This window comes from Rhodococcus sp. BP-261 (assembly GCF_019835205.1).
Taxonomy (GTDB): domain Bacteria; phylum Actinomycetota; class Actinomycetes; order Mycobacteriales; family Mycobacteriaceae; genus Rhodococcoides; species Rhodococcoides kyotonensis_B.
On sequence record NZ_JABUCO010000012.1, the window covers coordinates 99,460 to 124,539 of the forward strand.

Annotated in this window: 16 protein-coding genes and 1 tRNA gene; 6 read left to right on the forward strand and 11 right to left on the reverse strand. The window is 64.6% G+C overall.

All coding sequences use genetic code 11. The features are described 5' to 3' along the window. Positions 1-1,168 precede the first annotated feature (1,168 nt). A complete protein-coding gene (locus tag HQ354_RS15015) occupies positions 1,169-1,552 on the forward strand; it encodes an Lsr2 family protein (RefSeq protein ID WP_222635025.1) in 384 nt (127 codons plus the stop codon). 435 nt (positions 1,553-1,987) lie between these two features. Here HQ354_RS15015 and HQ354_RS15020 read toward each other — a convergent pair whose 3' ends face one another. Continuing rightward, entirely contained in the window at positions 1,988-3,997 is a 2,010-nt protein-coding gene (locus tag HQ354_RS15020) for a TerD family protein (protein ID WP_222635024.1), read from the reverse strand. 174 nt (positions 3,998-4,171) lie between these two features. On the opposite strand from HQ354_RS15020, the gene HQ354_RS15025 reads away from it, so the two are divergent. Next, positions 4,172-4,900: a potassium channel family protein gene (locus HQ354_RS15025; RefSeq protein ID WP_222635023.1), complete on the forward strand. Its 729-nt coding sequence runs from the start codon at positions 4,172-4,174 to the stop codon at positions 4,898-4,900. Positions 4,901-4,909: 9 nt separating this feature from the next. On the opposite strand, the gene HQ354_RS15030 is transcribed toward HQ354_RS15025, so the two are convergent. The 4 genes from HQ354_RS15030 to HQ354_RS15045 form a co-directional block, all read right to left on the reverse strand. Then, the gene (locus HQ354_RS15030) at positions 4,910-5,614 is read right to left on the reverse strand and encodes a DUF2637 domain-containing protein (RefSeq protein ID WP_374107384.1); all 705 of its coding nucleotides are present in this window, start codon (positions 5,612-5,614) and stop codon (positions 4,910-4,912) included. A 95-nt stretch (positions 5,615-5,709) separates the two neighbouring features. Beyond that, positions 5,710-6,051: a hypothetical protein gene (locus tag HQ354_RS15035; protein ID WP_222635021.1), complete on the reverse strand. Its 342-nt coding sequence runs from the start codon at positions 6,049-6,051 to the stop codon at positions 5,710-5,712. After that, positions 6,051-6,839 carry a ParA family protein gene (locus tag HQ354_RS15040; RefSeq protein WP_222635020.1) on the reverse strand — a complete coding sequence of 263 codons (789 nt, stop codon included), beginning with the start codon at positions 6,837-6,839 and terminating at the stop codon, positions 6,051-6,053. The genes HQ354_RS15035 and HQ354_RS15040 overlap by 1 nt, the downstream gene beginning before the upstream one ends. 1,152 nt (positions 6,840-7,991) lie before the next feature. Beyond that, positions 7,992-8,189: an excisionase family DNA-binding protein gene (locus tag HQ354_RS15045; RefSeq protein WP_222635019.1), complete on the reverse strand. Its 198-nt coding sequence runs from the start codon at positions 8,187-8,189 to the stop codon at positions 7,992-7,994. A gap of 141 nt (positions 8,190-8,330) precedes the next feature. Between HQ354_RS15045 and HQ354_RS15050 the strand changes: the two genes are divergently transcribed. After that, positions 8,331-8,966: a helix-turn-helix domain-containing protein gene (locus tag HQ354_RS15050; protein WP_222635018.1), complete on the forward strand. Its 636-nt coding sequence runs from the start codon at positions 8,331-8,333 to the stop codon at positions 8,964-8,966. Positions 8,967-9,186: 220 nt separating this feature from the next. After that, positions 9,187-10,158 (forward strand): tyrosine-type recombinase/integrase, encoded by a 972-nt coding sequence (locus tag HQ354_RS15055; RefSeq protein ID WP_222635017.1) that lies wholly within the window; start codon positions 9,187-9,189, stop codon positions 10,156-10,158. Between the two features lie 82 nt (positions 10,159-10,240). On the opposite strand, the gene HQ354_RS15060 is transcribed toward HQ354_RS15055, so the two are convergent. Then, positions 10,241-10,314, reverse strand: a tRNA-Lys gene (locus HQ354_RS15060). A gap of 92 nt (positions 10,315-10,406) precedes the next feature. Beyond that, positions 10,407-10,628: a DUF3618 domain-containing protein gene (locus tag HQ354_RS15065; RefSeq protein WP_068421038.1), complete on the reverse strand. Its 222-nt coding sequence runs from the start codon at positions 10,626-10,628 to the stop codon at positions 10,407-10,409. Positions 10,629-10,705: 77 nt separating this feature from the next. Here HQ354_RS15065 and bcp point away from each other — a divergent pair, with 77 nt between their 5' ends. Next, positions 10,706-11,179, forward strand: coding sequence for a thioredoxin-dependent thiol peroxidase (gene bcp, locus HQ354_RS15070; protein WP_068421031.1), 474 nt, complete (start codon positions 10,706-10,708; stop codon positions 11,177-11,179). Here bcp and HQ354_RS15075 read toward each other — a convergent pair. Beyond that, the gene (locus HQ354_RS15075; protein ID WP_222635016.1) at positions 11,168-12,514 is read right to left on the reverse strand and encodes a dipeptidase; all 1,347 of its coding nucleotides are present in this window, start codon (positions 12,512-12,514) and stop codon (positions 11,168-11,170) included. The two genes, bcp and HQ354_RS15075, sit on opposite strands and share 12 nt — an antisense overlap. Positions 12,515-12,574: 60 nt before the next feature. Further along, positions 12,575-13,897 carry a hypothetical protein gene (locus HQ354_RS15080; protein ID WP_308115199.1) on the reverse strand — a complete coding sequence of 441 codons (1,323 nt, stop codon included), beginning with the start codon at positions 13,895-13,897 and terminating at the stop codon, positions 12,575-12,577. Positions 13,898-14,247: 350 nt separating this feature from the next. Between HQ354_RS15080 and HQ354_RS15085 the strand changes: the two genes are divergently transcribed. After that, the gene (locus HQ354_RS15085; RefSeq protein ID WP_084423531.1) at positions 14,248-14,877 is read left to right on the forward strand and encodes a TetR/AcrR family transcriptional regulator; all 630 of its coding nucleotides are present in this window, start codon (positions 14,248-14,250) and stop codon (positions 14,875-14,877) included. A 126-nt stretch (positions 14,878-15,003) separates the two neighbouring features. Here HQ354_RS15085 and HQ354_RS15090 read toward each other — a convergent pair whose 3' ends face one another. Both HQ354_RS15090 and HQ354_RS15095 read right to left on the reverse strand, forming a co-directional pair. Next, on the reverse strand, positions 15,004-15,396 hold the full coding sequence (locus HQ354_RS15090; protein WP_068421023.1) for a holo-ACP synthase: 393 nt from the start codon (positions 15,394-15,396) through the stop codon (positions 15,004-15,006). Beyond that, on the reverse strand, positions 15,397-24,678 hold the full coding sequence (locus HQ354_RS15095) for a type I polyketide synthase (protein ID WP_222635015.1): 9,282 nt from the start codon (positions 24,676-24,678) through the stop codon (positions 15,397-15,399). Between the last annotated feature and the right edge of the window lie 402 nt (positions 24,679-25,080).

Consider the following 25,080-nt stretch of genomic DNA (forward strand, 5'->3'; position numbering starts at 1 on the left):
GCCTTGTGCCGGCGTCAGCCGCCAGCGGTTGCGGCGGCGGACACGGCGGACGCAAGCTCGCCTGTAGCCAGATGCGCCGAAAGAAATTTGATGCTCTTCAACGGGCGGAGCGAAGCGGAGCTCGATCAGGTGGACACCCGAAGGGTGGCCCGCACCGCCGCAGGCGGGATCACCGACAGATATTGCGAGCGCTGCTACCTCGAACGCGGGTACTGCTCGACGTGACTGTGCGGGAGCGACGGATCTGTACCACGTCCGGTGTCGCGGTAGCACTTGTTGCTATTCCCCCGCGTCCATCCAGGCCATGGGCCAGTACGCACCCCACGGGCAGCGCCGCCCATCGCACCGTTTTCCAGCTTGCTCCAGGAAGGAGCCGATCACGGCCTGTTCTGACGTTTCAACACCCATTCCGGGACCCAGTGCGTCACGGGTGCACTGTCGCCTGCGAACTTGATCCGATAGGTCACGTAGGCCAGCCGATGCCTTCGGCGGTCACACCGATCATGCTCAGTTTGCCGTCCACAAGCCCTGACGCTTTCATCCCTCTAGCGGTATAGACGACCGGGTGGTGGGGCTTTCGCGGGAAGAGATAGGACAAGTCGATCAAGACGCCAACCGGAGGATCGACGATCCTGAGCGGGTTCGCACGTCGAGTTCTGACCATCCATTCAGAGTAGAACATGCGTTCGAAAGCTGATAGCGTGGCCGTCGGCGGGTCGATGATGTAGCCATCCCCCGGCTGCTGGGAAGCATCGGCCCGCCACCACCGCAACGAGTGCAAGTCACCGAGCCGCGATCATCTCCCCGAGCGCCTCGAGAAACCCGCAGCGCGACGGGTTACGCCTACCCCGCGGCTAATTCACGGTTCACGGTCTCCTTACAGACACTCCCCCAATTCGCAACGATCGACCAAATAGGTCGAATCTATTTCCAGACCGCGCAGTACCAATCCACGCAAATTGCCAATGAAGTCACCGTCCCCTTCGCCCTCTGGCGGTGGCGGAACAATTCACCACGACAACGAGCCGGAGATGGTGAAATACGCTCCCCGTGTGACAGATGGCCGATTCGGTGCCGTTGTTCGCCACATCAATGCCGGAGTTCTCCTATATTTCAGCTACTCTCGTACTCATCACACACGACGAATATCGGAAGGTGCACACGAGCTGTGGCCAGACAACTCATTACCTCACTGATCGACGATATCGACGGCTCGGCAATCGATGACGGTTCAGGCGAATCCATCGAATTCGCGGTCAACGGAGTCGAATACGTTATCGACCTGAAGACCAAGAACGCCAACGAGTTTCACCGAAAGCTGGATTACTACATCGAGTACGCAACCCGGGTCGGCGGTCGTCGCCGCAAGCCGTCTGCAGCGGGTACAGCGCCAGCTTCCAAGACCTCCAACAAAGCGCCCGCGACGTCCACGAAACGCGATCCGGCACAGACTCGGGCCATCCGGCAGTGGGCCGCCGACGAGGGATACGAGATCAGCGAGCGTGGCCGTATTCCCGCTGACATCGAAGAGGCGTACAACGCCGCTCATTGACGCGGCAAAGGTGAGCACTATGTAGCAGAAGCCCGCAGCAGTGCAGAGGGCTTCCTAGGAGCCGGCTGCGGGGAGCCCGAGGGGCGGAGCCTCTCGCCGACCGCAGCGCGTCAGCTCCGCCACTCGAAACCGCCAGTGATTGGGCGTGGGCGATCGACGAGCACCGCTTCATTTCGCCACCGGATGCCGAAGGGCGAGGCGCCCGGGCAGAGTGCAGGTGCCCGGGCGCCGCGCCTCGCGGTGCCAGCCTATCCCTCGTTCGTCTCCCATACTTCTGCCAATCTCGGTGTGATCGTGGCAATCTCCCATGCGAAGATCGTCTTAACCGAAGCTGACTGCGGTCGACGATCACGGAGCCAATCAGCCACTCAATGCGCTGGCTTTGCGGACGCGAGGCCGCCGGTGCCCAGTCGCAATCCGAGTCACGCGCCGACGTCAGCTACCCGCCGTTTCACTTTTGCCGTCTTCGGAGGCGCCCTCAGGCGCCGACGGTACCCATGGCTTCAACGGTTGTAGTACGTCGCGGTAGAAGCTGTCGAGGCCGTCGGTGACACTGGCGATGAAGCCTGCGGCCGACCCTGACCGTTTGCTGCCCATTTTCGTGGACGACGTCAGAGTGAATCGCTCCAACGTGCTGACGCGGCCGGCGGTCAACGATTTCGCATCCGCACGTACCGTCGCCAAGTTTTCGCACGACACTTCGCTGGCGTCGCTGAAGACCGCTTCGACAAGGATGTCCGCCGGGGCATTCTTGAGTTGACGGAGCAGCCAGTTCGTTCGACGCAACGCCGTCCCTTCGTTCGGCGCCTCGACATTGGTCGTGCAGTGAATCTTGTTCGTGCGCAGATCTGCATCGATAGTCAGATCCCCTGCTGCGTCGGGGATGCGCAGCGTCGCCGACAGACAACCACCGGTGACGAGTCGGTCGACGAGGTAGTCGTTGCGTGCCTGCGGGTCGTTCGCCACCCTTCTCGGAAGGTGGTGTTTGACGGTTGCACCCAGCTCGGCGGTCATCCGCAACGCCAAGTGCCGGGACAGTGACGCCCACGTGTTGGCCACCGCCAACGCCTTGGCATCGCTGTTGCGCACCGTGCCCGCAGTGACCGCATCGCGCACCGCGACCCAGTGCCGGCCCATGTCGACGAACTCGGAAGCACCGGACTTCGGATGCGTCAGATACCTGATGAACTCACTCAGAATCCACACTTGCAGTGGATCTGCAAGCTCACCGTGCGACAGCACCATGCGTGCTTCGTGAATGACCTCGGACCACGAGATATGGCGCAGCCCAACCTTCGTCAGCTTGGTCTTGGTTACCTGGACCGGCAGTTCTCCAGCCGACGCCGGAATATCGTTAGACAGGCTGAGCACGACCTCGTATTTGTGCCGGCGCGCAACGTCGAGATAGTTCTCGAGCTGCTCCTTCTGCAACTTGCCCGTACCGGTCTTGACCTCGAGCAAAGCCGTCCAGATGTGTCCAGCTCGCGAAACACGGAATACGCCGTCGGGGATAACCTTGCCCTCCCCCTTGACGAATGGAACCTCCAGATAGCCCTCGAACGGGCCCGCCGGAGCACCGGCGCGAGAACAAATAGCGCGGGCGAACGGCCGCACCGCTTGCATCGTCGCGATCAGCGCCGACGTCGCACGCTTTTCTTGCTCCTCACCGGACCCGACCCCGGACACCGAGAACAGCCGCGCCGTGTTCCACCCCTCACCGCCCGCCAACGTGAACTGCGGCAACGCTACCTTCTTCACCACTGGCTTCTTCGTCCGCACACCACGTTTCGGGCGATCGACGTCGACAATCGCGACATCGACGACTTCGCCGTCCGGTGCGACGGCCTGCGCCGTCGCGTCGACGACCTCGACGACCTCGACGACCACCACGTCGTCAGCAGCATCCGATTCACTGTCGTCGACATCGACCCCGAAATCCTGTGCAAGTCCGGCCAGGCCGGTTTCCCATCCCTGCCCGACGGCCCGCAGCTTCCAGGCTCCGTCCCTGCGGTAGACCTCCCCGAACACCAACGCCCGCTCCGACGATGCGTCGGCCGTCGCAAATTCACCCAGCACCGAGCCGGATTGATCGCGAACCTGGAACGCCAGTTTGCCGAACTCCCCCAATGGCTGCTCGCCGGAGCTGCCGGCGACAACGATCTTGACGACATCCGCGGGCACCGACGCGAGGTGGATCGAGATCCGTTCCTGCTTGCCCTCATCGGTACTGCTGCTGCCCAGGTATCGGACCGAAGCTTCGGCGGACTCGGGCTGGTTGTAGAACACGAAGTCCGCATCCGAACGCACCCGGCCGGTATTGTCGACCAACAGAGCCGATGCATCGAGATCGCGTTCCGGGTCGACCCAGGACACGATCACATCCAGTTCGGTGGTCTCAGTCGGCAACGGGACATTCTGGCCTTTGGTCAGAATCGGTGAACTCACGAACGCACGCTCCTGGTCGGACTGCCATGAACAGCTCAGACTAACGGCGGCCTCGTATCCTCCGAGGCTTCGCAGAGCAGATTCATTCGAACGACCGACGTGTGCAAGACGTCATCCTTGGATCGCTCGGATCACCACGGGCTGTAACAGTTTTCGCCAGTACATTGTCCACTCTTGACGTACGAACGGTGGGAGCGGTTTACCGAATGGCCTTTCGCCGGCGCCGCGTTGACCTTTCTGGCGATCTACTCCTGGACGGTCCTCTCACAACCCGTCGGTGCCGGTGCACAGGTCGCCGAGTATGCGGTGCTGGCAATCTGGGCCGTGTTCGGCCTCGACTACCTTGTGCGCTTGGCGCTCGCGCAACGACGAACGCGGTGGTTCGCGTTGCATCTGCACGAACTCGCCATCGTCGTGCTGCCGGTGTTGCGCCCCTTGCGGCTACTGAGACCCCTCACCTTGGTGAGCTTCTTGCAACGCTCTGTCGGCGGTGCGCTTCGCGGCCGCGTCGTCACCTATGCTGTCACCGGAACCCTCCTGCTCGTTTGGGTTGCAGCACTGGCGATGCTGGACGCAGAACGCAGCTCACCGACTGCGGACATTCGCACTTCCCCCGACGATCTGTGGTGGGCTGTCGCGACGGTGACGACGGTCGGCTACGGCGACTATGCACCCACTACTGGAACAGGCCGATGCATCACGGTCGGACTGATGGTCGCAGGGATCGCGTTGCTCGGTGTCCTCACTGCGACGCTGGCATCGTGGCTCGTGCAGAAGGTCGCCGAGCAGGACGAGGCCAATCAGACTGTGACGCAACACCAAGTCGCCGAACTGACTGAACAGATCACGGCACTGCGAGCGGAGCTCGCCGCGCGCCCGACAGCCTCGCACAGCGAGCTGTAGTTCGCGCGCTCAGTGCGCGGTGTGCGTCGCAGACTCGAAAACACTGTCCTCCCATTTGCGGAACCGGCGCATCGCGGTCGAGGCCACTACCCCGTCGGTCTCCTGCCCGATCCGCGCCCAGGACCATTCCGGGTGCTCCTGCCGCAGCCGAACGGTCTCCGCCACCACACCGGACAGGACGTCGACGTCCTCATCCTCATCGATCCCACCGAGGGGCAAAGTCGGCATTGCGGTCACCGCCGCTTCCGAGTCGGAGATCGCCGGCCGCGACGTCGAGTCACCCATCGCCGTGGGCGATTCGCCCGCTGCACTGCCGTCGGTAGGCGCCGGTTGATCCTGCGTCAATCGGGGCGCGCGGAGGATCACGGCCAGGACGTCGGTCATCAACAGGAGCGAAATGGGCGCAATGGAGGCAATACCCGCCGACACCACCGCTGGCAGCAGCGTTGCACTCAGCACTGCGTGATAGGAGTTTCCGGCAATCGACGCCACCGCCGCCACCCTGAGCAGCAACGTCACGAAACGCCGGCCTCGCACCGTGCGCCGGTCAACATGGTTCGACAACGCAATCGCTGTAACGGTCAGCGACACGATCGCCCCATCGAGAACTACCGGGATCACCCAGGCCTGTGCGGCTTTGGTGCCGCCCATGATCGCGAGCTCGCGCAACGCGGCAAAGCTGAGCCAGAACGATGCGCCCGCAATACCGATCACCAACAACACCGCTGTTGCGAGGGCCCACTGCAGAACTCGCGGGTGGATCGGCGTTGCGTCGTCGACGCCGGTCGCCCTGGTGTGTGCGTGGCTGGTCATCGGATCCTCGGTCCTCTCGCGAGTGGGCCGGTGCGTTGTGGGAAGGGTTCACCTTCGTTAAACCTGTTGCGCAACGTCTCGAGATACTCCTCGACTGCTGCGTTGACTAGATCGGATGGGCCGCGCGGCGCTCCCGGTGTTGCTGCCAAGGCTTCGGCTGCGTTCAGGAGTTCGTCGACGGTCGAGCGATACAGGTAGAACGAGCGCTTCGATTTCGTCCGGTCCGGCTCGTCCGCGCTCGCGGTGGGCTCCTGTTGCGCAACGGTGCCCGTCTGTTGCGGCGGGTCGACGGGACTCCATCCCACTAGTGCGCTCTTCATGCGTTCGGGCCTGGGCATCACTGTGCTCCGTTCGTGAGGATCGCGACGGTGTCGCGGTAGATCGTCGACAGGCTCCGCGATTGCCTGGTGCCCCAGTCCGGAAGGCTGGTTCGAGATTCCATGGAGTCCTTGATGACGACGCGCTTCGGGACCGCGTCTCCAAGGATGTTGATGTTCGCTGCGATTTCGATGAGCTGTTCGCGGCCGGCGATCGTGTTGATCTCGTGCAGGTTGATCATCGCCCCGAGCAGTTCGAGGTCCGGGTTGTAGCTGCGCTTGACCGCCTCGATCGTCCGACGCAGCCGCGCGAGGCCGTTTGCCGAGAACAAGGCGGATTGACTCACTATCACCACTTTTCGTGCCGCGACAAGGGCGTTGATGGTCAACAAGTCCAAGCTCGGTGGGCAATCGACGAGGACGACGTCGTATCGATCGCCTACCGCGTCCACTGCGTCTCGTAATCGTCGCTCTCGTCCCGCGCCTGCGATGACCAACTGATCGCGCACGTAGGCGAGTGATTCGTTCTCCGGCACTGTCGGCACCAGATCGACACCGGGCCAGATGGTCGGCACGACCGCGTCAGAAATCGATGCGGGCGAAGATTCCGACAGCACATCTGCAACGCCAACGTCGTCGCGTGCCAGTTCGTATTGCGCGAGAACGGTGCTGAGATTGCCCTGAGGGTCGATATCGACGACCAGCACCCGCATGCCAGCGCGGGATGCGGCGTAGGCGAGGTGGAAGACCGACGTCGTCTTGCCCACTCCCCCTTTTTGATTGCAGAACGCGAGCACATCAGCGGACATAGCGGGCCTCACTTCCATGGGATGCAATACGGGTGACGGGTGAAAGGGACGTTGTGCTGGTAAGGGGTGAGTAGTGCGCAGTACTTGCCAGGGATCCGTTGCACGCTTCGGGTCCATCACCCGCATGCCGGACTACACGCCCATCACACCTTTGGGATGCATTGGATGCATTGACTGACAACACATCCGATGCGTCCAACACGTCCGTGAGATGCATTAGGTGTGTGACGTGCAGTGGGTGTGTGACGTGCAGTGGGTGTAGTACGTCCACGGCGTCCGATACGGGTATTTTACGCATGGATCGCTGCCGCACAGATCTGCACGATCCCTGGAGGGGGCTGTACGACAGCAGCTTTAATGCTTTGTAGGCCAGTCTGACCTGGTTGCCGTCTGGGCGACCGAACTTCCACTGCACGAACGCCTGGCCGTCGGAGCTGGCATGAGGGCAGCACACTTCAGTCACTGACCTGGATACCACCCGAGATAGGGGATTTCCCCTGTGGCCAACTTCCGAACTCACTGCTAACAAGTCTGTTTCACCAAATTGATTGAGGTCGTACATGACTACCTTTCCGACGGGTTACGTATCGAAGAGACGGGACTTCGTTCTGCTTCTCTCGGACCCCCCATGGGAAACCCCACTTGTCCGCACCCACGTTGTCCGCTCCACGCCCAATGGCCCCGCGTCGCAGTGGACGCGTGGCTCATCGGTATCGCCACTTGCTCGATGATCAGTCAAACCAGTGGTGCCTCGGGGCCGGTCTCCGAGGGGTTACAAGGGTGCACAGGCCGGCGGCAGGCTGGTTGTACGTCGGGCTCTGCCAGAAAACGACGCTGCGGGAGCTGACGGAGGCACGACACATCTACGTCGACTGTCGGTACCATAGAAGCTCACACACAGGTGGATTCACCGTCACTACGGGAGATTCAGTAGCAGCGCTCCGCCTTCAGCCGTCGACGTAAAACGCCGACCGGAGTACGGGTGGAGGCTGCAAAGCGCCTTGAAAGGCGTATCGGGACCGATTAGTATCCAAAGAAGAAACTCCTCCCAGCAAGGTAGTGGTTTCGACAACGCCCCCGGCCTCGGTGCTCGTAACACCGAAAATCGCCGGGGGCGTTCCGATTTCGTAGGGGTCCTTAGTCAAGGCCATGTCAGGCAACGACGGAGGTCGTGCGCGCTGCCTCCTCGAGTCCTTCGATGTACTCGTCGATTGCAGTGTCCGGGATCAAGCGACGCTTGCCGGCTTTGACACTTCGGATCTCGCCCGATGCCAACTTGTTGAACAGATTCGAACGTCCGAGTCCAGTGCGTTCCATCGCTTCCGGAACCGAGTACAGCCGTCGTGACATGAGATTTCCTTCCTTCGAATGTTGCGTTACTGAACCACATTTTCGGCACTCAGAACGAGATATCCAAGTAGCACCACCACAAGCTAACAACTGCGGTCCGATCCCACAACCCTGTCCGCAAATGATCTAGACTGCGTACCCATGACACAGTCTTGGGCAGAGGATGTGGTCGCACGCATCGCGGGCGAGGTCCGTCGCCTACGAGGTAAGGAGCACTCGGCGCTCTCAGCCGCGAAGCTCGCCGATCGCACCCACGACATCGGTTACGGAATCTCGCGATCCGTTGTTGCTGACCTGGAAAACGGTCGCAAGAAGAGCCTGGATATCTCCGAACTGCTTGTCCTGGCAGCCGCGCTGGGCGTCTCACCCGCACAACTGGTCTATCCGGACCTCCCCAAGGGCAACGTTGAGGTACTCCCTGGGCTGGACCAGGAATCGCACGACGCGCTGCGTTGGTTCAGCGGCGAGGCGGGCCTGATGAAGCCCACTGACGACTGGATCGATGGCCAGAATGGCGAGCCAATCGAAGTGTGGGTGCGCGAACAGTTCGACCCTAAAAACGACCGCATAGCGATTGTCCGTGATTGGCTCCAAGCTCTCCAAGCCATGCGGAAGGCCCGCGTGCAACTACGCAACGGACTCTCGAAGAAGGAGTCCGCCGAACACATCGAGGCAATGCAGTTCATGTACGAGGAAGCGCGCAAGCGCTCTGAAGAGCTCTTCCGCCAGATGACCGAGCTGAACATGGACATTGGAGACGACGGAACGAATGGCTAGGGAACGACTCCGGCTGGGCGAGTGGGGAAAGATCACAACGACGAAGTCGGGCGGCCGGGTTGTCGCGCGGGTTCGAATACGCGACACCGACGGTGTAAAGCGAGCCGTCGAAGCCAGTGGCCGTTCTGCAGCTGATGCTCGCAAAAATCTGCAAGACAAATTGGCGGACCGCGTAGTTCCGTCGACGGATCGGTTGCGGGAGCTCACCAATAGCTCAACAATGTCGGAGCTGTACGATTACTGGATTCTCCAGAAATCCAAAACTGTTGCGCCGCAGACTATTACTGGATACAACCAGGCTTGGCGGGCGCATTGCAGCCGCCCGATGGGCGAGATTCTGATCCGCGAGGTAACGACGGGCAAGATCGACTCCCTCATCTCGGACATCACCGAACGGACCCCCAGCGGGGCACGAGTCGCACGCATCATTCTGTCTGGAATGTTGGGCACTGCAGTCCGCTTCGACTTCATGGACCACAACCCGGTTCGGGAGGTCCCTCGACCCACTATCAAGAAGAGTGCCGTTCGAGCCCTGACTCCGGCAGAGCTGGACGAACTTCGATCACGCATACGACGCTACTGCCGGCACGAGACAATTGGGGACGATGGAACTGTCCGTCCCAAGCTAGGGCCACGGCCCGGCGCCGATCTCGAAGACATCTTGATGCTGCTGCTGGCAACGGGAGCGAGGATCAGCGAGGTGCTCGCCCTGACGTGGTCTCAGCTCGACCTCGAGTCCGCAGTCCCGCGAATTACCATCGACGCCACTCTCGTGGTCCCACGTGCGGCGGGTGAACGACTGATCCGCCAGGATTACAGGAAAGGTGAATCGCCGCCGCTGACTTTGGTACTACCTGAGTTTGCCGCGGCCGGGCTCCGAGTGCGTCAAGCAAACCAGGTCCAGATCAACCCGTCGAATGCCGTGTTTGTGACCGCGACCGGAAACTGGGTTTCGCCCGCGAATATCCGACGCTCGTGGCGAGCCGCCCGAGGAGCGGACTTCGATTGGGTGAAACCGCACACGTTGCGGAAGACCGTCGCGACTCTTGTCAAGGAAACCTATGGAGTCGAGGCCGCCCAGATGCAACTCGGTCACGCCAATACCCGGGTGACGGAAGCGCACTACATCCAGCGAGTGACGGTCGCCCCCGACCTGACCAGGGCACTCGACTCTTTGGCGCCAAAAGGTTGAGTAAAAGTCGGATTTCCGATGAATCGCCGAAAACCAAAACACCCCGCCTCCAGCTTTACGCTGGTGACGGGGTGTTTCTGGGTGCGCCATCAGGGACTCGAACCCCGGACCCGCTGATTAAGAGTCAGCTGCTCTAACCAACTGAGCTAATGGCGCCGATCCGCACCGCGTGTTCTCTGCGGTGCGGAAGAAACATTAACAGCACAAACCGCCAGATGTGAAATCGCCTGGTCAGACCGGCTGTCGCGTCAGCTGAAGATCTTCCGGACGACCAGAACGGCCACCACCGCGCCGACGCCCACGAGGGTGTACTTGACCGGAGGCTCGTTCAGCTTCGAGACCAGCGACTGCTTCGTGCTCTCCACGATCCGCTTCGGGCTGGCACGAACGCTCAGCTCGTCGAGGGTGCTGGCGAGCTGATTACGAGCGGCCTCGATCTCGCGCTCGATCTTGTCGGTGTCCCTGGCCACTTGTCCTCCAACGTGTCGCAAACCATGTCTGTCGGAGTCGAGCCTAGAGCACGGGCCCATTTCGATACTCTCGTCACGTGACCGACAACAAGAAGCTCGAGCCCGGCGACACCGCCCCGGCGTTCTCATTGCCCGACGCAGACGGCAACACCGTCTCGCTGTCGGATTACGCGGGCAAGAAGGTGATCGTGTACTTCTACCCAGCCGCCAGCACACCCGGCTGCACGAAGCAGGCTTGCGACTTCCGTGACAGCCTGGCCGAGTTGAACGGCGAAGGCCTCGAGGTCGTCGGCATCTCTCCCGACAAGGAAGCAAAGCTCGCGAAGTTCCGGGACAACGAGGGCTTGAACTTCCCGCTGCTGTCCGACGTCGAGAAGACGACGCTGAAGGCGTGGGGCGCGTTCGGCGAGAAGAAGAACTACGGCAAGGTGTACGAGGGCGTCATCCGATCCACGTTCCTCGTCGACGAAGAGGGCAAGATCGAGGTGGCCCAGTACAACGTCCGCGCCACCGGCCACGTCGCCAAGCTTCGTCGCGACCTATCGGTCTGACGCGGCCAGCGTCCGCAGGAACAGAGCCTCGGCCACGGCGAGATTCTCGATCTCGCTGGGGTCGACGCTCTCGTTCGGGGCGTGAATGCGGCACTGAGGCTCCTCGACGCCCATCAATACGATCTCTGCTGTTGGAAACGCCTCGGCGAGTGCGTTGCACAACGGGATCGAGCCACCCTGCCCCGCGGTTGCGACGGGCGCACCGAATGCCTCGCTCAACGCGTCCGACAACGCGGCGTAACCAGGACCGTCGGTTCGGGCACGAAACGGCGACCCGATGGCCTCACGCTCGATCGTGATGCGCGCGCCCCACGGCACGTGAGATTCCAGATGAGCCACCAACGCGTCCTGCGCCTCCTGCGCGTCGATTCCGGGCGGCACACGCAGATTCAGGCGGGCAGACGCCGTCGGCGATATCGCTGCTGCCGAACCGACGACCGGTGGGCAATCGATACCCAGAATCGTCAACGCCGGGCGAGCCCAGACCGCGTCGGCAACCGACGACGATCCGGCCAGCCCGACACCCTCCAGAACGCCTGCATCCGAACGGAATCGATCCGCAGGATAATCGATGCCGTCCCACGTTTGCGTCGATTCCAGGCCGTCGACGACGGTGTCGCCGTTCTCGTGTCGCAACGTCGCCAACAGCTGCACGAGAGCCGCGAGTGCGTCCGGCGCCGGCCCTCCGTACATTCCTGAATGCACCTCGCCTTCCAGCGTGTCGACGCGAACGACGACGTTGGCGATGCCGCGCAGAGTCGTCGTCACCGCGGGTTGGCCGACGGCTGCGTTGCCGGTGTCGGCGATCACGATGACGTCGGCGTCGAACAACTCGGGGCGCTGTTCGACGAGTGCCTCCAGTCCCCCGGTCCCCACCTCCTCCGACCCCTCGGCCACGACGGTGATGCCAACTCCCGGGTTGCCGCCGAGCGCCCGTAACGCGAGCAGGTGCATGATCAGATTGCCTTTGCAATCCGCAGCACCGCGGCCGTACCAGCGGCCGTCGCGTTCGGTCAGTTCGAATGGATCACTGCCCCACAGTGCGTGCTCACCGGGCGGTTGGACGTCGTAGTGCGAGTACAGCAGAACCGTCGGAGCACCTACGGGTGCAGGCGTGCGGCCCACGACAGCGAGCGAACCATCGGTCGTCTCGATCAGGTCGACGGAGTCGATGCCTGCATCGAGGAACGCCGCCCGAACCCATTCGGCCGCCGCGACGCACTCCTCGCGCGGGAACTGACGTTCGTCGTGCACCGACCGGAAGGCCACCAATTCTGCGAGTTCACGCCGCGCTCGCGGCATGTCGGCAGCAACAATCGATCGAACATCCGACATCGGTTCTCCTGACGAGCAATCGGCGACGCTTTCTCGCCCATTCTGTCACCGGGCACCGCTTCAGTTACCGACGATCTCCTGCTCCAACCACTCTGCGGTGTGCTGCCAGTGACGATCCCATGCTTCCTGCTCCAGCTGCTCCTGAGACTTGCCCGGCTCGGGAATGACCGGCGGGATGGTGAACTGAGGCGGATCGACCGTGGTGGGAACTGCTGCTGCATTCGGCGGAATGGCTTGCGCCGGAATAGGAGTGATGGTCTCGACCGTCCCGGTCCACGGAACCGGAACGGTCGGGTCGACGGACTCCCACGTGACGGGTACCGGTTCGACGTACACCGGTTGCTCGTCGACCGTCTCCGGCGCGGCGGGAGCGGGAGTCGTCGTCTCCGGCGGCGCCGCGATCACGACCGACGACGTGGCCCCCGCAAGACTGGTATCGATCTCGGTTGCATCGTGGGACGGGGCCGTCGTCGGCGCAGCGGCCTGTTCGGGCTCACCGGGAAGTGTCGACGCGAGCGCGACGCCTCCCGAGAACACCGCGGCCAGAAGCGCGGCGGCGAGAACGATCTTCCTGCGCGATGGTGGAGTTCGTCTCAAGGAAGAAGAAATGGTTGTCGCAGCCTGCGATGCGGCAGGCTCGGCCTCGGCTTCCGCCCTTGTTTTTTTCTCGGGCTCGGCCTCGACGGCGGCCGGAGTCGGCGCAGCTTTGCGGAGATCGACCGGCTTCACCGGCTTCGACGCGGCTGCAAGCAACGCGGCACCCCGCGCGGCCACCTGGTCCGGATCGGACACTCGGATGACAGGCAACTCGAGGCCCAGCGACAGAATGTCGACGAGATCGCGACTTTCGGACCGATCTCCGAACAACGCGACCGAATCGGCCTCGACGCCGGCCTCGTCGAGCACCTCCCACGCCAGCGGAACCGTGCTGCCGATCTTCTCGGGTTCGATCGATGCCAGGGTTGCCGTCTTGGCGGGCGTGAGCGTCGCACCGGGAATGTCCGCCAACGAGATCGACACCCCCGCGTCACCCACGTAATAGAGAAGGACGCGGTGCGCGTCGGCAAAATCCGACGAGCGGCCCAGCCAGCCGAGGAAGGACGACGACGCGGAAACCATCGACACGTCGAGCGTCGTGCAGTCGTCGAAAACTTTCTGCAGTGCGGTGCGTTCCGCGTCGGAGGAGTACACGACGCCTACCGCATCGACGGTCAGCTTTCGCCGCCTGGCGGCGGCGTGCATGCCGTCGAGTGCGGCAGGCACAGTGTCAGCGACGCCACCGTCGAGCGGCGTCATTCTGTTGGCGACGACGGCATCCGCCCGTGGGTCGAACAGGACGGCATACATCGAGCCGGACTCCAAGGACAGTCCAATGGTTGCCACGCGCTTCTCCTGTGCCTGAGGGGTGAGGCTCCCGACATGAACGTCTCCGACGCGCGATCGACGACGCTCACCCTGCACGAATACGTAACCTGGTGTTGTGAACCATACCGAAAGACCGTTTCTTTGACCAGAAAACAACCTATGACTTGTCACCAGCTCTTACTCCGGCGCCGCAGGTCGACGGCCGGCTTCGCTACAGACTGCCTGTTCTGTCGAAGAGAGACTTTCGCGCGTTGTGGAACGAAAGCGCCCTAGGCCGCTAGCCTGAGCAGGTGGATTCCTCTGCTAGCGCCCAGTCTGCGAGACGTCTCGACGCTGCGCTCGAATCGACGGCCGAGACTCAGGAGCTCATGCCGCGTCGGCGTCCCACCCAAGAACGCAGCAAGCGCAAGTTCGACGCCCTGCTCACCGCATCTCGGGAGCTGCTCAGCGACGTCGGCTTCGAGTCGTTCACGTGCGAAGAGGTCGCGGCCCGCGCCGAGCTACCCATCGGGACCCTCTACCAGTTCTTCGCGAACAAGTACGTCATCGTCTGCGAGCTGAACCGGCAGGATCTCGTCGGTGTGCAGCAGGAGCTCGCCGAATTCAACGGCGAGGTTCCGTCACTCGACTGGTTGCGGTTCCTCAACAAGTTCGTCGACCACATGGCCGGACTCTGGATGTCCGACCCATCACGCCGCGAAGTCTGGCTCGCGATGCAGTCCACGCCGTCGACGCGTGCCACCGGCGTCATCCACGAACGCGAATTCGCCGACCAGGTCGCGAAGATGCTCGGGCCTCTGACGCCGCGCACACCTCGTGCGCGACGCAACCTCATGGCGCAGGTGCTCGTGCACGTCGTCTACTCGATGCTCAACTTCTCCGTCCAGGACGGGCAGAGCCACGAGGACGCCGTCGCCGAACTCAAGCGCATCATGGCGGCATACCTGCTCGTCGCCGAGAAGGAGTCCCGGCGGTCGGGTCTGCCCACCACGAACTGACCCCAGGTGACCGAAGGACGCCCTCGGTCACTTCGAGTGACCGGATGTCACCTTCGGTCCGGCGGCAGGGGGTAAACGCAGAACGCCGGCCCACCCTCGGGTGGACCGGCGTTCTGCGTTACTGCGTCACTCCTCCAGAATCGCGACGGCTGCGGCGATGTCACCGTCGTGCGTCAGCGACAGGTGGATTTTCACCGTAGGCAGGAATTCGAGTGCCATGCCGTGCAGCTTGATCGACGGGCGACCCCATGCGTCGTTGACGACCTCGATCAGCGGGTACGGGTTGTCGCCGATCTGAGGCGGCCTCGCGAACCTGGACGTCGCCCAGGCCTTGAGGACCGCCTCCTTCGCGGCCCACCGTGCTGCATAGTGGCGGGCCGGATCGGAGGACTTCGTCGCCGCATGTCGACGCTCACCTGCGGTGAAGCTGTCGCGGATCATCGTCGTTCCGACTTTTTCCATCTGCTCGGCGAAGTCGGACACCGTCACCAGGTCGAAGCCGACCCCCAGGATCGCCATCTACTTGCACCCCGGCAGGCCGGAACGGTAGACGTTGTCGTCGCCGAGGCGTGCGGCCTCGGTCAGCAGTACGTCCGCTTCGAGCTGGCGCGACGCCGTGGCAGGCGTCCCGTCGTGCCCGAGCCTGCGGTCGTCGGGACGCTCGTAGAGGGCGTCGCCGCCGACCATCGCCGAAATCAGCCTGCGCTGACCGGCGACGCGTCGCTCGTTGGCCTTGGCCACATAGGCATCACGCCGATCGGCAGGAACCGATTCGAGGAACGCCTGCGGGTGGACCACGGCGATCAGTCCGGAGACGTGACCGAAGCCGAGCGAGGTGAGCAGACCCGCCTTCAGCGGCACCGAATCGCCGAACTTCAGCGGTTCGCGCGCCCAGACGAGATGTTCGAACTCGGTCATCTTGTCGTCGACGCAGTCGAGGCTGCGGTTCGGCGGGATGACGCCGTTCGCGAGCACCTGGCAGAGGCCGATCAGCTGGAAGGCTGCGGCTCCACCCTTCGAGTGTCCGGTCAGGCTCTTCTGCGAGACGACGAACAGCGGTGCACCGTCGCTACGGCCGATGGCCTTGGCGAGACGGGTGTGCAGTTCGGCTTCGTTCGGGTCGTTGGCGGCCGTCGAGGTGTCGTGCTTGGAGATCACGGCGACCTCGTCGGCGTTGACGCCCAGAGCATTCAGCGACAATGCGAACGCGCTGTCCCTGCCGCCGATACCGGCACTGAGCGCACCGAGCCCGGGAGCCGGGATGGAGGTGTGCACACCGTCGCCGAAGGACTGTGCGTACGCGACCACACCGAGGACCGGCAGGCCCATCTCGAGCGCGAGGTCACCACGTGCCAGCAGGATGGTGCCACCACCCTGCGACTCGACGAATCCGCCACGCCTGCGGTCGTTGGCCCGCGAGAAGCGGCGATCGCTGATCCCCTTGGCGGACATGGCAGCCGAGTCCGCGGTGGCGGACATGTCGCCGAAGCCGATGATGCCTTCGGTGCTCAGGTCGTCGAAACCGCCTGCCACGACCAGCTGCGCCTTGCCCAGCTTGATCTTGTCGACGCCTTCCTCGACCGAGACGGCCGCGGTAGCGCACGCGGCGACGGGGTGAACCATCGCGCCGTAGCTACCGACGTAGGACTGAACCACGTGCGCGGCAACGACGTTCGGCAGTGCTTCCTGCAGGATGTCGTTCGCACGAGCATCGCCGAGCAGGGTGTCGATGTACAGCGAGCGCATCGACTCCATGCCGCCCATGCCGGTGCCCTGTGTGTTGGCGACCAGCGTCGGGTGCGTCCACCGCATCAGCTCCGACGGGTTGAAGCCCGAGGAGATGAACGCGTCGACCGTGCAGACGATGTTCCACAGCGCGACGCGGTCGATCGAGCTGGCCATGTCGGCCGAGATGCCCCACTTGGTGGGATCGAATCCGGTCGGAATCTGTCCACCCACGGTGCGGGTGAGCTTCATCTTGCGCGGAACGCGAATCTCGGTACCCGCCTTGCGCGTCACCTGCCAGTCGCCGGAATCCGGGACCGGCGTGATCAGCGTGTGCTCGGGATCGGCTGCCGCGAAGGACCGTGCGTCGATCTCGCTTCCGACCACGAACGTCAGGTCGTTGTCGAGGAAGATCGAGGTCATCAGCGGTGCGGTGTTGCCGACCATGGCGCCGTCGTCGCCGTAGGTGCGAATGCCACACCGCTCGACCACGATGTCGTGGTAGCGATCGGCGATCTCCTCTTCGGGGACGAGGTCGCCGGACTCGATGTCGTACCAGCCGGGCTTGGGATCGTTCTCCCACGCGATCAGACCGGTGTTCCATGCGAGCTCGAGAACGCCTGCAGCAGAGAGCTGTTCGTCGACCTCCATCTCGAAGCGGGTACGCGCCGAACCGTACGGTCCGAGCTCACCGGCGCCGACGATGACGACCAGATCCTTCGGGTCGACGTCGAGCGCAGGCCATGCGGGAGCCGTCGTCGCAGCGAGACGCGGCGGTGCGGGCAGTGCGGCGATCACCGAACTGTCGAGTACCTCCTCCGTCTTGTCCGCCGCAGCGGCAGCAGCTTCGCGAGCCAGCTCGACGAGGTTCAGCTTCGTGTTCGCCAGTCCGCCGGTCAGGTCGGCGACGACCGGAGCCTGGGCAGCCTGACGACGAGCCGGTGCCTCGCAGAGCTTCAGCAGCTCGGTTGCCATCTCGTCCGTCGACCAGGTGCGAACACCTTCGGCTTCGACGGCCTCGACGATGGGGTCGTTGCCGCCCATGAGGCCCGTTCCACGAACCCATCCGATGTGGGCGTGAGCAATGGAAACACGCTCGGCCCAGTTCTTCTCGGATCCCCACTTCGCAGCGATGGCGTCGAGGGCAGCCTTGGACTCTCCGTACGCACCGTCTCCACCGAACATGCCGCGGTTCGGCGAACCGGGCAGCACGACGTGCAGGTGCGTGTCGATGTCGCTGTCGTAGCCGATCTTCGACAGTCCACCGATCAGGCGCTCGACCGACCAGAGAAGCACGCGCATCTCCATCTCGGCGCGGCCACCGGCATCGGTCAGTTCACCGACGACGCGAGGCGCGGCGAACGGGAACAGCATCGTCGGGGTGATACCTGCCTTGACGAGAGTCTTTGCGCCACCGGCACTGTCGACCTGGTCACTACCGATCCACTCGATGAGCGCATCGACGTCGGTGTACGACGCGATGTTCGCGGGCACGACCCACAGCGACGCTCCGGCGCGGGCATTCGCCCGGTAGAGGCTGCGGTAGAAGCCGAGTCGCTCGTCGTCGAGACGCGATGTCGTGACGAAGACCGTCGCTCCCCCGGCCAGCAGCTTGGCTGCGACCGAGGCAGCAATGGATCCCTTGCTGCCACCGGTGATCACGGCGACCTCGTCGGACCACTGGCCCTTCTCGTCGGCGGCCACTGCGATATCGGCGATGCGGCCGTACACCTCGGACAGAACGGCCTTGCCGTCGCCGTCCGCCTTGGCCTTCCACCAGTGCGCCTGCGCTGCAACGGCTTTGCCTGCGCCGGCGAAGCTTTCGACTGCCAGGTCACCTGCGGTACCGAGCCACAGACGCGCGAGGTCCTCGCGGGCGGTGGCCCAGCGGTCGTCGATCAGGACTGCACGGCGAGAGTCGAACGCCGGTGCGACGAGGCGCGGCCAGTCCGAACCGAGCTCTGCTGCAACGAGATCGACGAGTTCCGCGTCGGCATTCTCGGCTACGACGGCGTTGGGCGCCTCCGACAGGCCGAGCTGTTCGAGCACCAAGCGAGCGGCCGAGGCCAACACACCGTCGCGACCGGTGATGTGTTCGGTGAACTCACCGAGAGCAGCCGCGTCGACGGTTCCGCCGCCTCCGCCGCCTGCCGCCGGAAGCGACACTGCGACGCCGCGTCGTGCGGCGACCGCGGCGACTGCCGAGTCGATGACCGCGTCGACCGCGTTGCCGTCTGCGAGAGGTCCGTCGGCGAGACCACCGAGCGCTCCGCCTCGCACCGACGCACCGTCACGGGTGCCGAGGGCAACCTCGGCGGTGACGTGCGATGCCCAGCCGTCGCCGAGTTCCCAGGTCTTCTTGACACGGTCCGCGATGGAGGCCGGACGACGTCCCGACGGTCCGAACACCTTGCGCAGGTGGTCGTTGATCGAGTCGCTCAGCACGGGGCCGAACGGCTTGTAAGTACGAGCCAACTTGTTGACCGTGCCCGAGAGTGCGCCCATGTCGGCATCGGCGGCACCGTCGATCGCACCGAGCGAGAGCTCGGATCCGAGGTCGACGAGCAGCTGGTTACGTCGCGAGGAGACACCGTCGCACAGAGCCTCGATGGTGTCGGCGGGGCCGATCTGATCGAGCTGCAGCTTGGTCCACAGACCGATCAGGATCTTCGTGGCATCCGCCGCACTGAAGGCGATGTCGTCGGGACGCGGTCCACCGGACGGCGCCGCGGCCGGCGCCGGAGCGGCGGCGGGAGCAGCAGCCGGCGCGGCACTTGCCGTTTCGACCGGTGCGACCTCGTCTTCCTCGACCGGCGTCGGATCGGTGTCGGTGCCGTAGACGATTGCAGCTTCACGCTCGACGTTGAGAACCTCGACGGGGAAGCCGAAGCGTCCCGGCAACTTCAGCGTCTGCGACGCGAGGTTGGCGACGGTCGGCGTTGCGCTGAGACCGATCTCGACGAATCGCTCGACACCGAGTCCGCCCTCGGACTCGTCGGCGAACAGCAGATCCTGGGTCTCGATCCACCGCACCGGGCTGGCGAACTGCCATGCGAGCAGTTCGGTCAGCACGACGCGGCACAGGTCGTGCGTGCGGTCTGCCCACGAGTCGAAGTCCGCGAGGACCTCCGCGAGCGGCTCGGACGGAACCAGATCCGCGATCTCCTGAATGAAGTCGCGCTCGAGCGAGAACGGCTTCGGAACCAGGTTCGGGATGTAGCGGCCGATCAGGATCTCGGGATCGAGGTCCTCCGGCAGCAGCGCCTGCAGGCGGCTGCGGAAGTCCGCGACGCCACCGCGCAGAACCGTCGAGTGGAACGGCACGTCGATGCCGGGAACGAGGATGAACGCTGCCTTGCCACCGAACTCGGCGCGACGGATCGCGATCTTCTCCTCGAGCACGTCGAGGCCGGCGACCGTGCCTGCGATGGCGTACTGCGAGCCGCGCAGGTTCAGGTTGACGATCTCGAGGAACTCGCCGGTCTCCTCGGCGACACCGGCGACGAACGCCTGCACGTCGTCGTCGGCGAGACCGATCTGCGACGGCCGGATCGCGGCCATGCGGTAGTTGCTTCGACCTGCCGCGTCGCGAGGCACGAGTGCGTGCATCGCCGAGCCGCGCTGGAAGACGACCTCCAGAACAGCTTCGAGCGGAAGCACACCGGCGACTGCCGAAAGTGCGTTGTACTCGCCCACCGAGTGTCCGGCGAGGATCGAGTTCTCCACGAACACACCGGCTTCACGGAGCTCGGCCACCTGTGCCACGCCGAGGACCGCCATGGCGACCTGCGTGAACTGGGTCAGGTGCAGAACACCGTCGGGGTGCTTGTGCGTGACGCCGCGTGCCTTGAGCGTCGTCGGGTTGTCGCGCACGACAGCGAGGATCGAGAATCCGAGAGCCTTGCGGGTGTGCTTGTCGGCACGCTCCCAGACCTCACGGGCGGCCTTCGACCGCGAACGAGCGTCGAGGCCCATGCCCTGACGCTGGATGCCCTGGCCGGGGAACGCGTAGACGGTCTTCGGTGCCGCGGTCCGTCCGGTGGCGACCATGACGAGGTCGCCTGCGACGCGGCAGGACACCTCGACGATCTCGGCACCCTGGTCGAATCCGGTGCGGTCGACGCGCACGTCGATCTCCGCTCCCGGGCGAACCATGCCCATGAAGCGCGTGGTCCATGCCGTCAGACGACGCGGCGGAATCTTGGTGTCCGCGTAGTCGATTGCGGTGACGACCTGCTGGGCAGCAGCCGAAAGCCACATGCCGTGCACGATCGGGCTCCCGAGCCCGGCGAGCAGCGCGGCCGGGTCGGACGTGTGAATCGGGTTGTGGTCACCGGAGACCTGCGCGAACGCAGCCATGTTCCGCGGCGCGAGAATCGTGGTCTGGCGACGACGGCGACGCGGGGTGTCCTTGGCCTCCGCCGAGACCGAACCACCGGCAGGAGCCGGATCCGCGAGCTCGCCCTTGCCGGTACGTCCGCGAATAGCGAAGCGCTCCACCAGGGTTGCGACGGCCGGTGCGTCCAGACCTTCGCCCAGTGCCGCACCGATCTCGACGCGGACCTCGACGACGCGGCCCATGTCGGTGTCCAGTACGTCACCGGCCGCGGCCTTGACGACGAGGATGGACGGGTCTTCGGGCAGCGTGCCGACGAGGTTCACCGTGTGGTCGAGGTGAACGAGATCGAGCATGCCCTCGATGACGTCCACGCCGCTCTGCGTCTTCGTGGCGCCGAGGACGGCGAAGACAGCAGGCCAGCAAGCGCCGACGAGCACATCGGGAACAGCCTTGCCGCTGACCGCAAGCGATTCGGGCAGTCCCGATCCGGTCACGCCTGCGTGGTCGGCGACCAAGTCGGGGATCCACGCGAGATTGAGGAAGGCGACGCCGTTCTTGACCTTCGGAAGTTCCTGTCCTGCAGCGACTCCCAGCAGATCGGACATCGAGGACTGCGCGTCCTCGGCCGTGACGACGGGTGCGCCGCCGTCGATCGTCGACGCGGGGACGGTGAGGCGGATGCGCACCTCCTTGCCCGGTGCGAGCGGAACCGTCAGCTCGACGTGATCCGAATCCAGGACCGTCAGAGTCGACCCGGTCTGCGGGTGCGATGCGACGGTATCGGAGTCGACGACCCATTCGGCCGGATTACCCAGCCGCGCAACGGGGTTCTGCGTCATGCGCGAGGCCCAGTTGACGTCGGGTGCGGCCAGGACGATACCGAGCAGCCCCGGTGCGATGTCGGCGTGACGACGGCTCGCGACGGACAGTGCTTCGGCTCCCTCGGCGACGAGTTCGTCGGCGGCAGCCTTCTCGAAACGGTTCAGCAGGTCACCGACCGGCTCGTCGACGCGCGTGATGCCCGCGACGGCGACGGTGCCCGGAATGATGCAGACCTGATCGGCGGAGTAGCGCGGATCGTGTGCCTGCCACAGCGAGTCGCTGCGCCACCAACGACGCACGTCACCATCGACGACGGGCACGAAGTTGACGGGCTTGCCCGGCATCCGGCACAGCGCGGTGAAGAACGTGACGTCTGCGGGGTGAAGAACCACCTCGTTCGCGTCGGCGAATTGCGCGAGCAGGGAGCGCAGTGCAGCGCGAGGACGCTCGAGGGTGTCGACGTCGGAGAACAGCGTCGGGATGGGTCCGCGATCGACCGGGTGCAGGCGAGCCTCGGCACGCTGCAGCATCTCGAGGAAGCGGGTGCGCCACGTGACGTCGATCCAGACGGACTCGGTCGCCTCGTCGATGGCGTCGGTGAACTCACCACCGCAGTCGAATTCACGGTGGACGTCGGCGCCGATCGCGAGATCGAGGTACCGCTCGAGCCACTGCGCGTACGTCATCTCCGCGACGTCGCCGAAATACGGCTTCGCGGTGCCGTCGAGCGCTGCGATGATCTCGTCGCGACGCTTGGCGACCGCGTCACCGTCGCCGGCGACCTCGTCGAGCAGGCGACCGCATCGCGATGCCGCGTTGTCGATCTCGTGGATGTCCGCGCCGAGCTGGCTACGGCCGGAGGCCATTCCGCCGTTCGCGGTACCCGCGCCGACCCAGTCGGGGGTTCCGGGGGTGTCGACGAGAAGCTGCTTGACCTCGGGAGCCGTCGTGGCTTCCAGAGCGGCCATCGCCGCGGTGCCGACGAGGATGCCGTCGAGCGGCATCTTCGGGTATCCGGCGCCGAGCGACCACCGGCCCGTCAGGTATTCGGCCGCACGCTCGGGCGTTCCGATGCCGCCACCGACGCAGATGACGAGGTTGGGGCGCGAACGCAGCTCCGCGTAGGTCGACAGAAGCAGGTCGTCGAGGTCCTCCCACGAGTGGTGTCCACCCGCGCGGCCACCCTCGATGTGGGCGATGACCGGGAAGGACGGGACCTCGCTCGCGATACGGATGACCGCACGAATCTGCGCGACGGTACCCGGCTTGAACGCGACGTAGCTGAAGCCGGCCTCGGTCAGCTCGTCGATGATCGTGACGGCTTCCTCGAGCTCCGGGATACCGGCGGTGACGACGACGCCGTCGAACGGAGCACCGGCAGCGCGGGCACGCGGAACGAGACGCTTGCCACCGACGTGCAGCTTCCACAGGTACGGGTCGAGGAACATCGAGTTGAACTGCACGCCGCGGCCCGGCTCGAGCAGTCCTTCGAGCTTCGCGACGTGATCGGCGAAGATCTGCTCGGTGACCTGGCCGCCACCTGCGAGTTCTGCCCAGTGGCCTGCGTTGGCTGCGGCTGCGACGATCGCGGGATCGACCGTCGTCGGCGTCATGCCTGCGAGGAGGATCGGCGAACGGCCGGTCAGCTTCGTGAACGAGGTCTCGACGACGACGCGGCCGTCCGGCAGGGTGACCGGCTTCGGCGCGAACTCGGACCATGCCGGCTGAACCTCGGGAGCGGCGCCCGGGGTGAGCAGGTTGCGGTGGCCGCCGCGAGTGGACGCCGCGATGATTCCGACGCCCTGGCCGCGCAGGCCGGGCACCGTCATGCGGGTGAGGATGTCACTGGGGCCGAGGTCGAGAATCCACTCGGCGCCTGCGTCGATCACTCCGTCGATCTCGGTGACCCAGTCGACGGGGTCGACGAGAATGCGCTGCGCGAGGCTGCGCGCGACCTCGACGTCGAGACCGGTGCGCTGCGCCCAGGCGGCGACGAGGTCGACGGCGTCGGCCAGAGCGGGATGGTGGAATCCGACCTCGACCGGGAGCGGTTCGAAGACCGGCGCGAACGTGGAACCGCCACGCTTCTTCGCTTCACGCTCGCGCTCTTCCTGCGCGGCGATCTGCTCGCAGCGTTCCTGAACGCGGGCGAGCTGTGCGGGCGGTCCGGCGAGGACGACGCGGCGGCGTCCGTTGCGGATGGCGAGAACAGCCGAACGCTCGGGGGCACCGTCGACGGCCAGCTCGTCGACGATGGCCTGCAGACGCTCCGGCTCGACGCCCGAAACCGACACCATGGGTGCGCGGTCGGCGGCACCGATGATGCCGCGACGACGGGCGACGAGACTCGCCGCGGCACCGATCAGCTGCGCAACCGCGAGAAGACGCGCGTCCTCGCCGCCGTGGCTCGCGACCGACTCCGCGGCGATGAGGCCCTGAGAGTGGCCGATGACGGACACCGGAGGTGCCGCAGCGGGATCGAGACCCTGCAGCTTCAGCGCGCGCAGCGCAGCGACCTGCGTGAGGAAGACGCCGGGCAGCGAGACGGCAGCGGACGTCAGCGCAGCCTCGGAGGGACCGAAGGAGGCGACGCTCTCTTCGTCGTCGGCGAGATCCTGCTCGAGCATCCACCCGATCGGGTCGAATCCGACCGAGCGCACGACGAGGAGATCGTCGGCGACGGGAGCCAGGATGGCTGCGGATTCGTTGACGAGATCGGTGAGCTCGGGTTCGAGTGCGGAGTCACGAGCGAGTTCCTCGAGGGAGCTCAGCCACGGCGACCCCTGACCGCCGAATGCGAGGGCATAGGGTTCGCCGGCCGCGAAGCGATCGGCGAGGGTACGAGGGGTTCCACCGCTCCTGGGTGATCTGCCCGCGCCCTGTCCGTGTGAAGGCGTGCTCTCGTTGATCGTCAAGGTGGAAGATTCCTCTCGTGAGCAACTCGGGGGGTCGAGGTTGCTTCGTCGGGTGGTGCCGTGACCGGCGCGCAGAACAGCGACATGCTTCTCGAGCGAGACCCGCTGGCAACGAGTGGCTCCATCCGCGTGAAACCAGGTTGGCACAAAATCATGAGGAAATCCTCACGTTTCGTTTGACGTCCAACTGCTACCCGCGAGTAAGCGTTTCGCGACGCCTTTACCGTGCGTTGAACCGACTCGCCGGTAACCACCATCGGCGCAGGCACAGCGCAGATCGAACGCCGACGAACATGAGGAAACCCTCGGATTTTTCGTTATTGTTTCGTTATGTGAAGCTCGCCACACCGGAACGTCCTTGTCGGCCGATCGCCGAACTTGTCGGTGCCCTCTTGTAGCTTC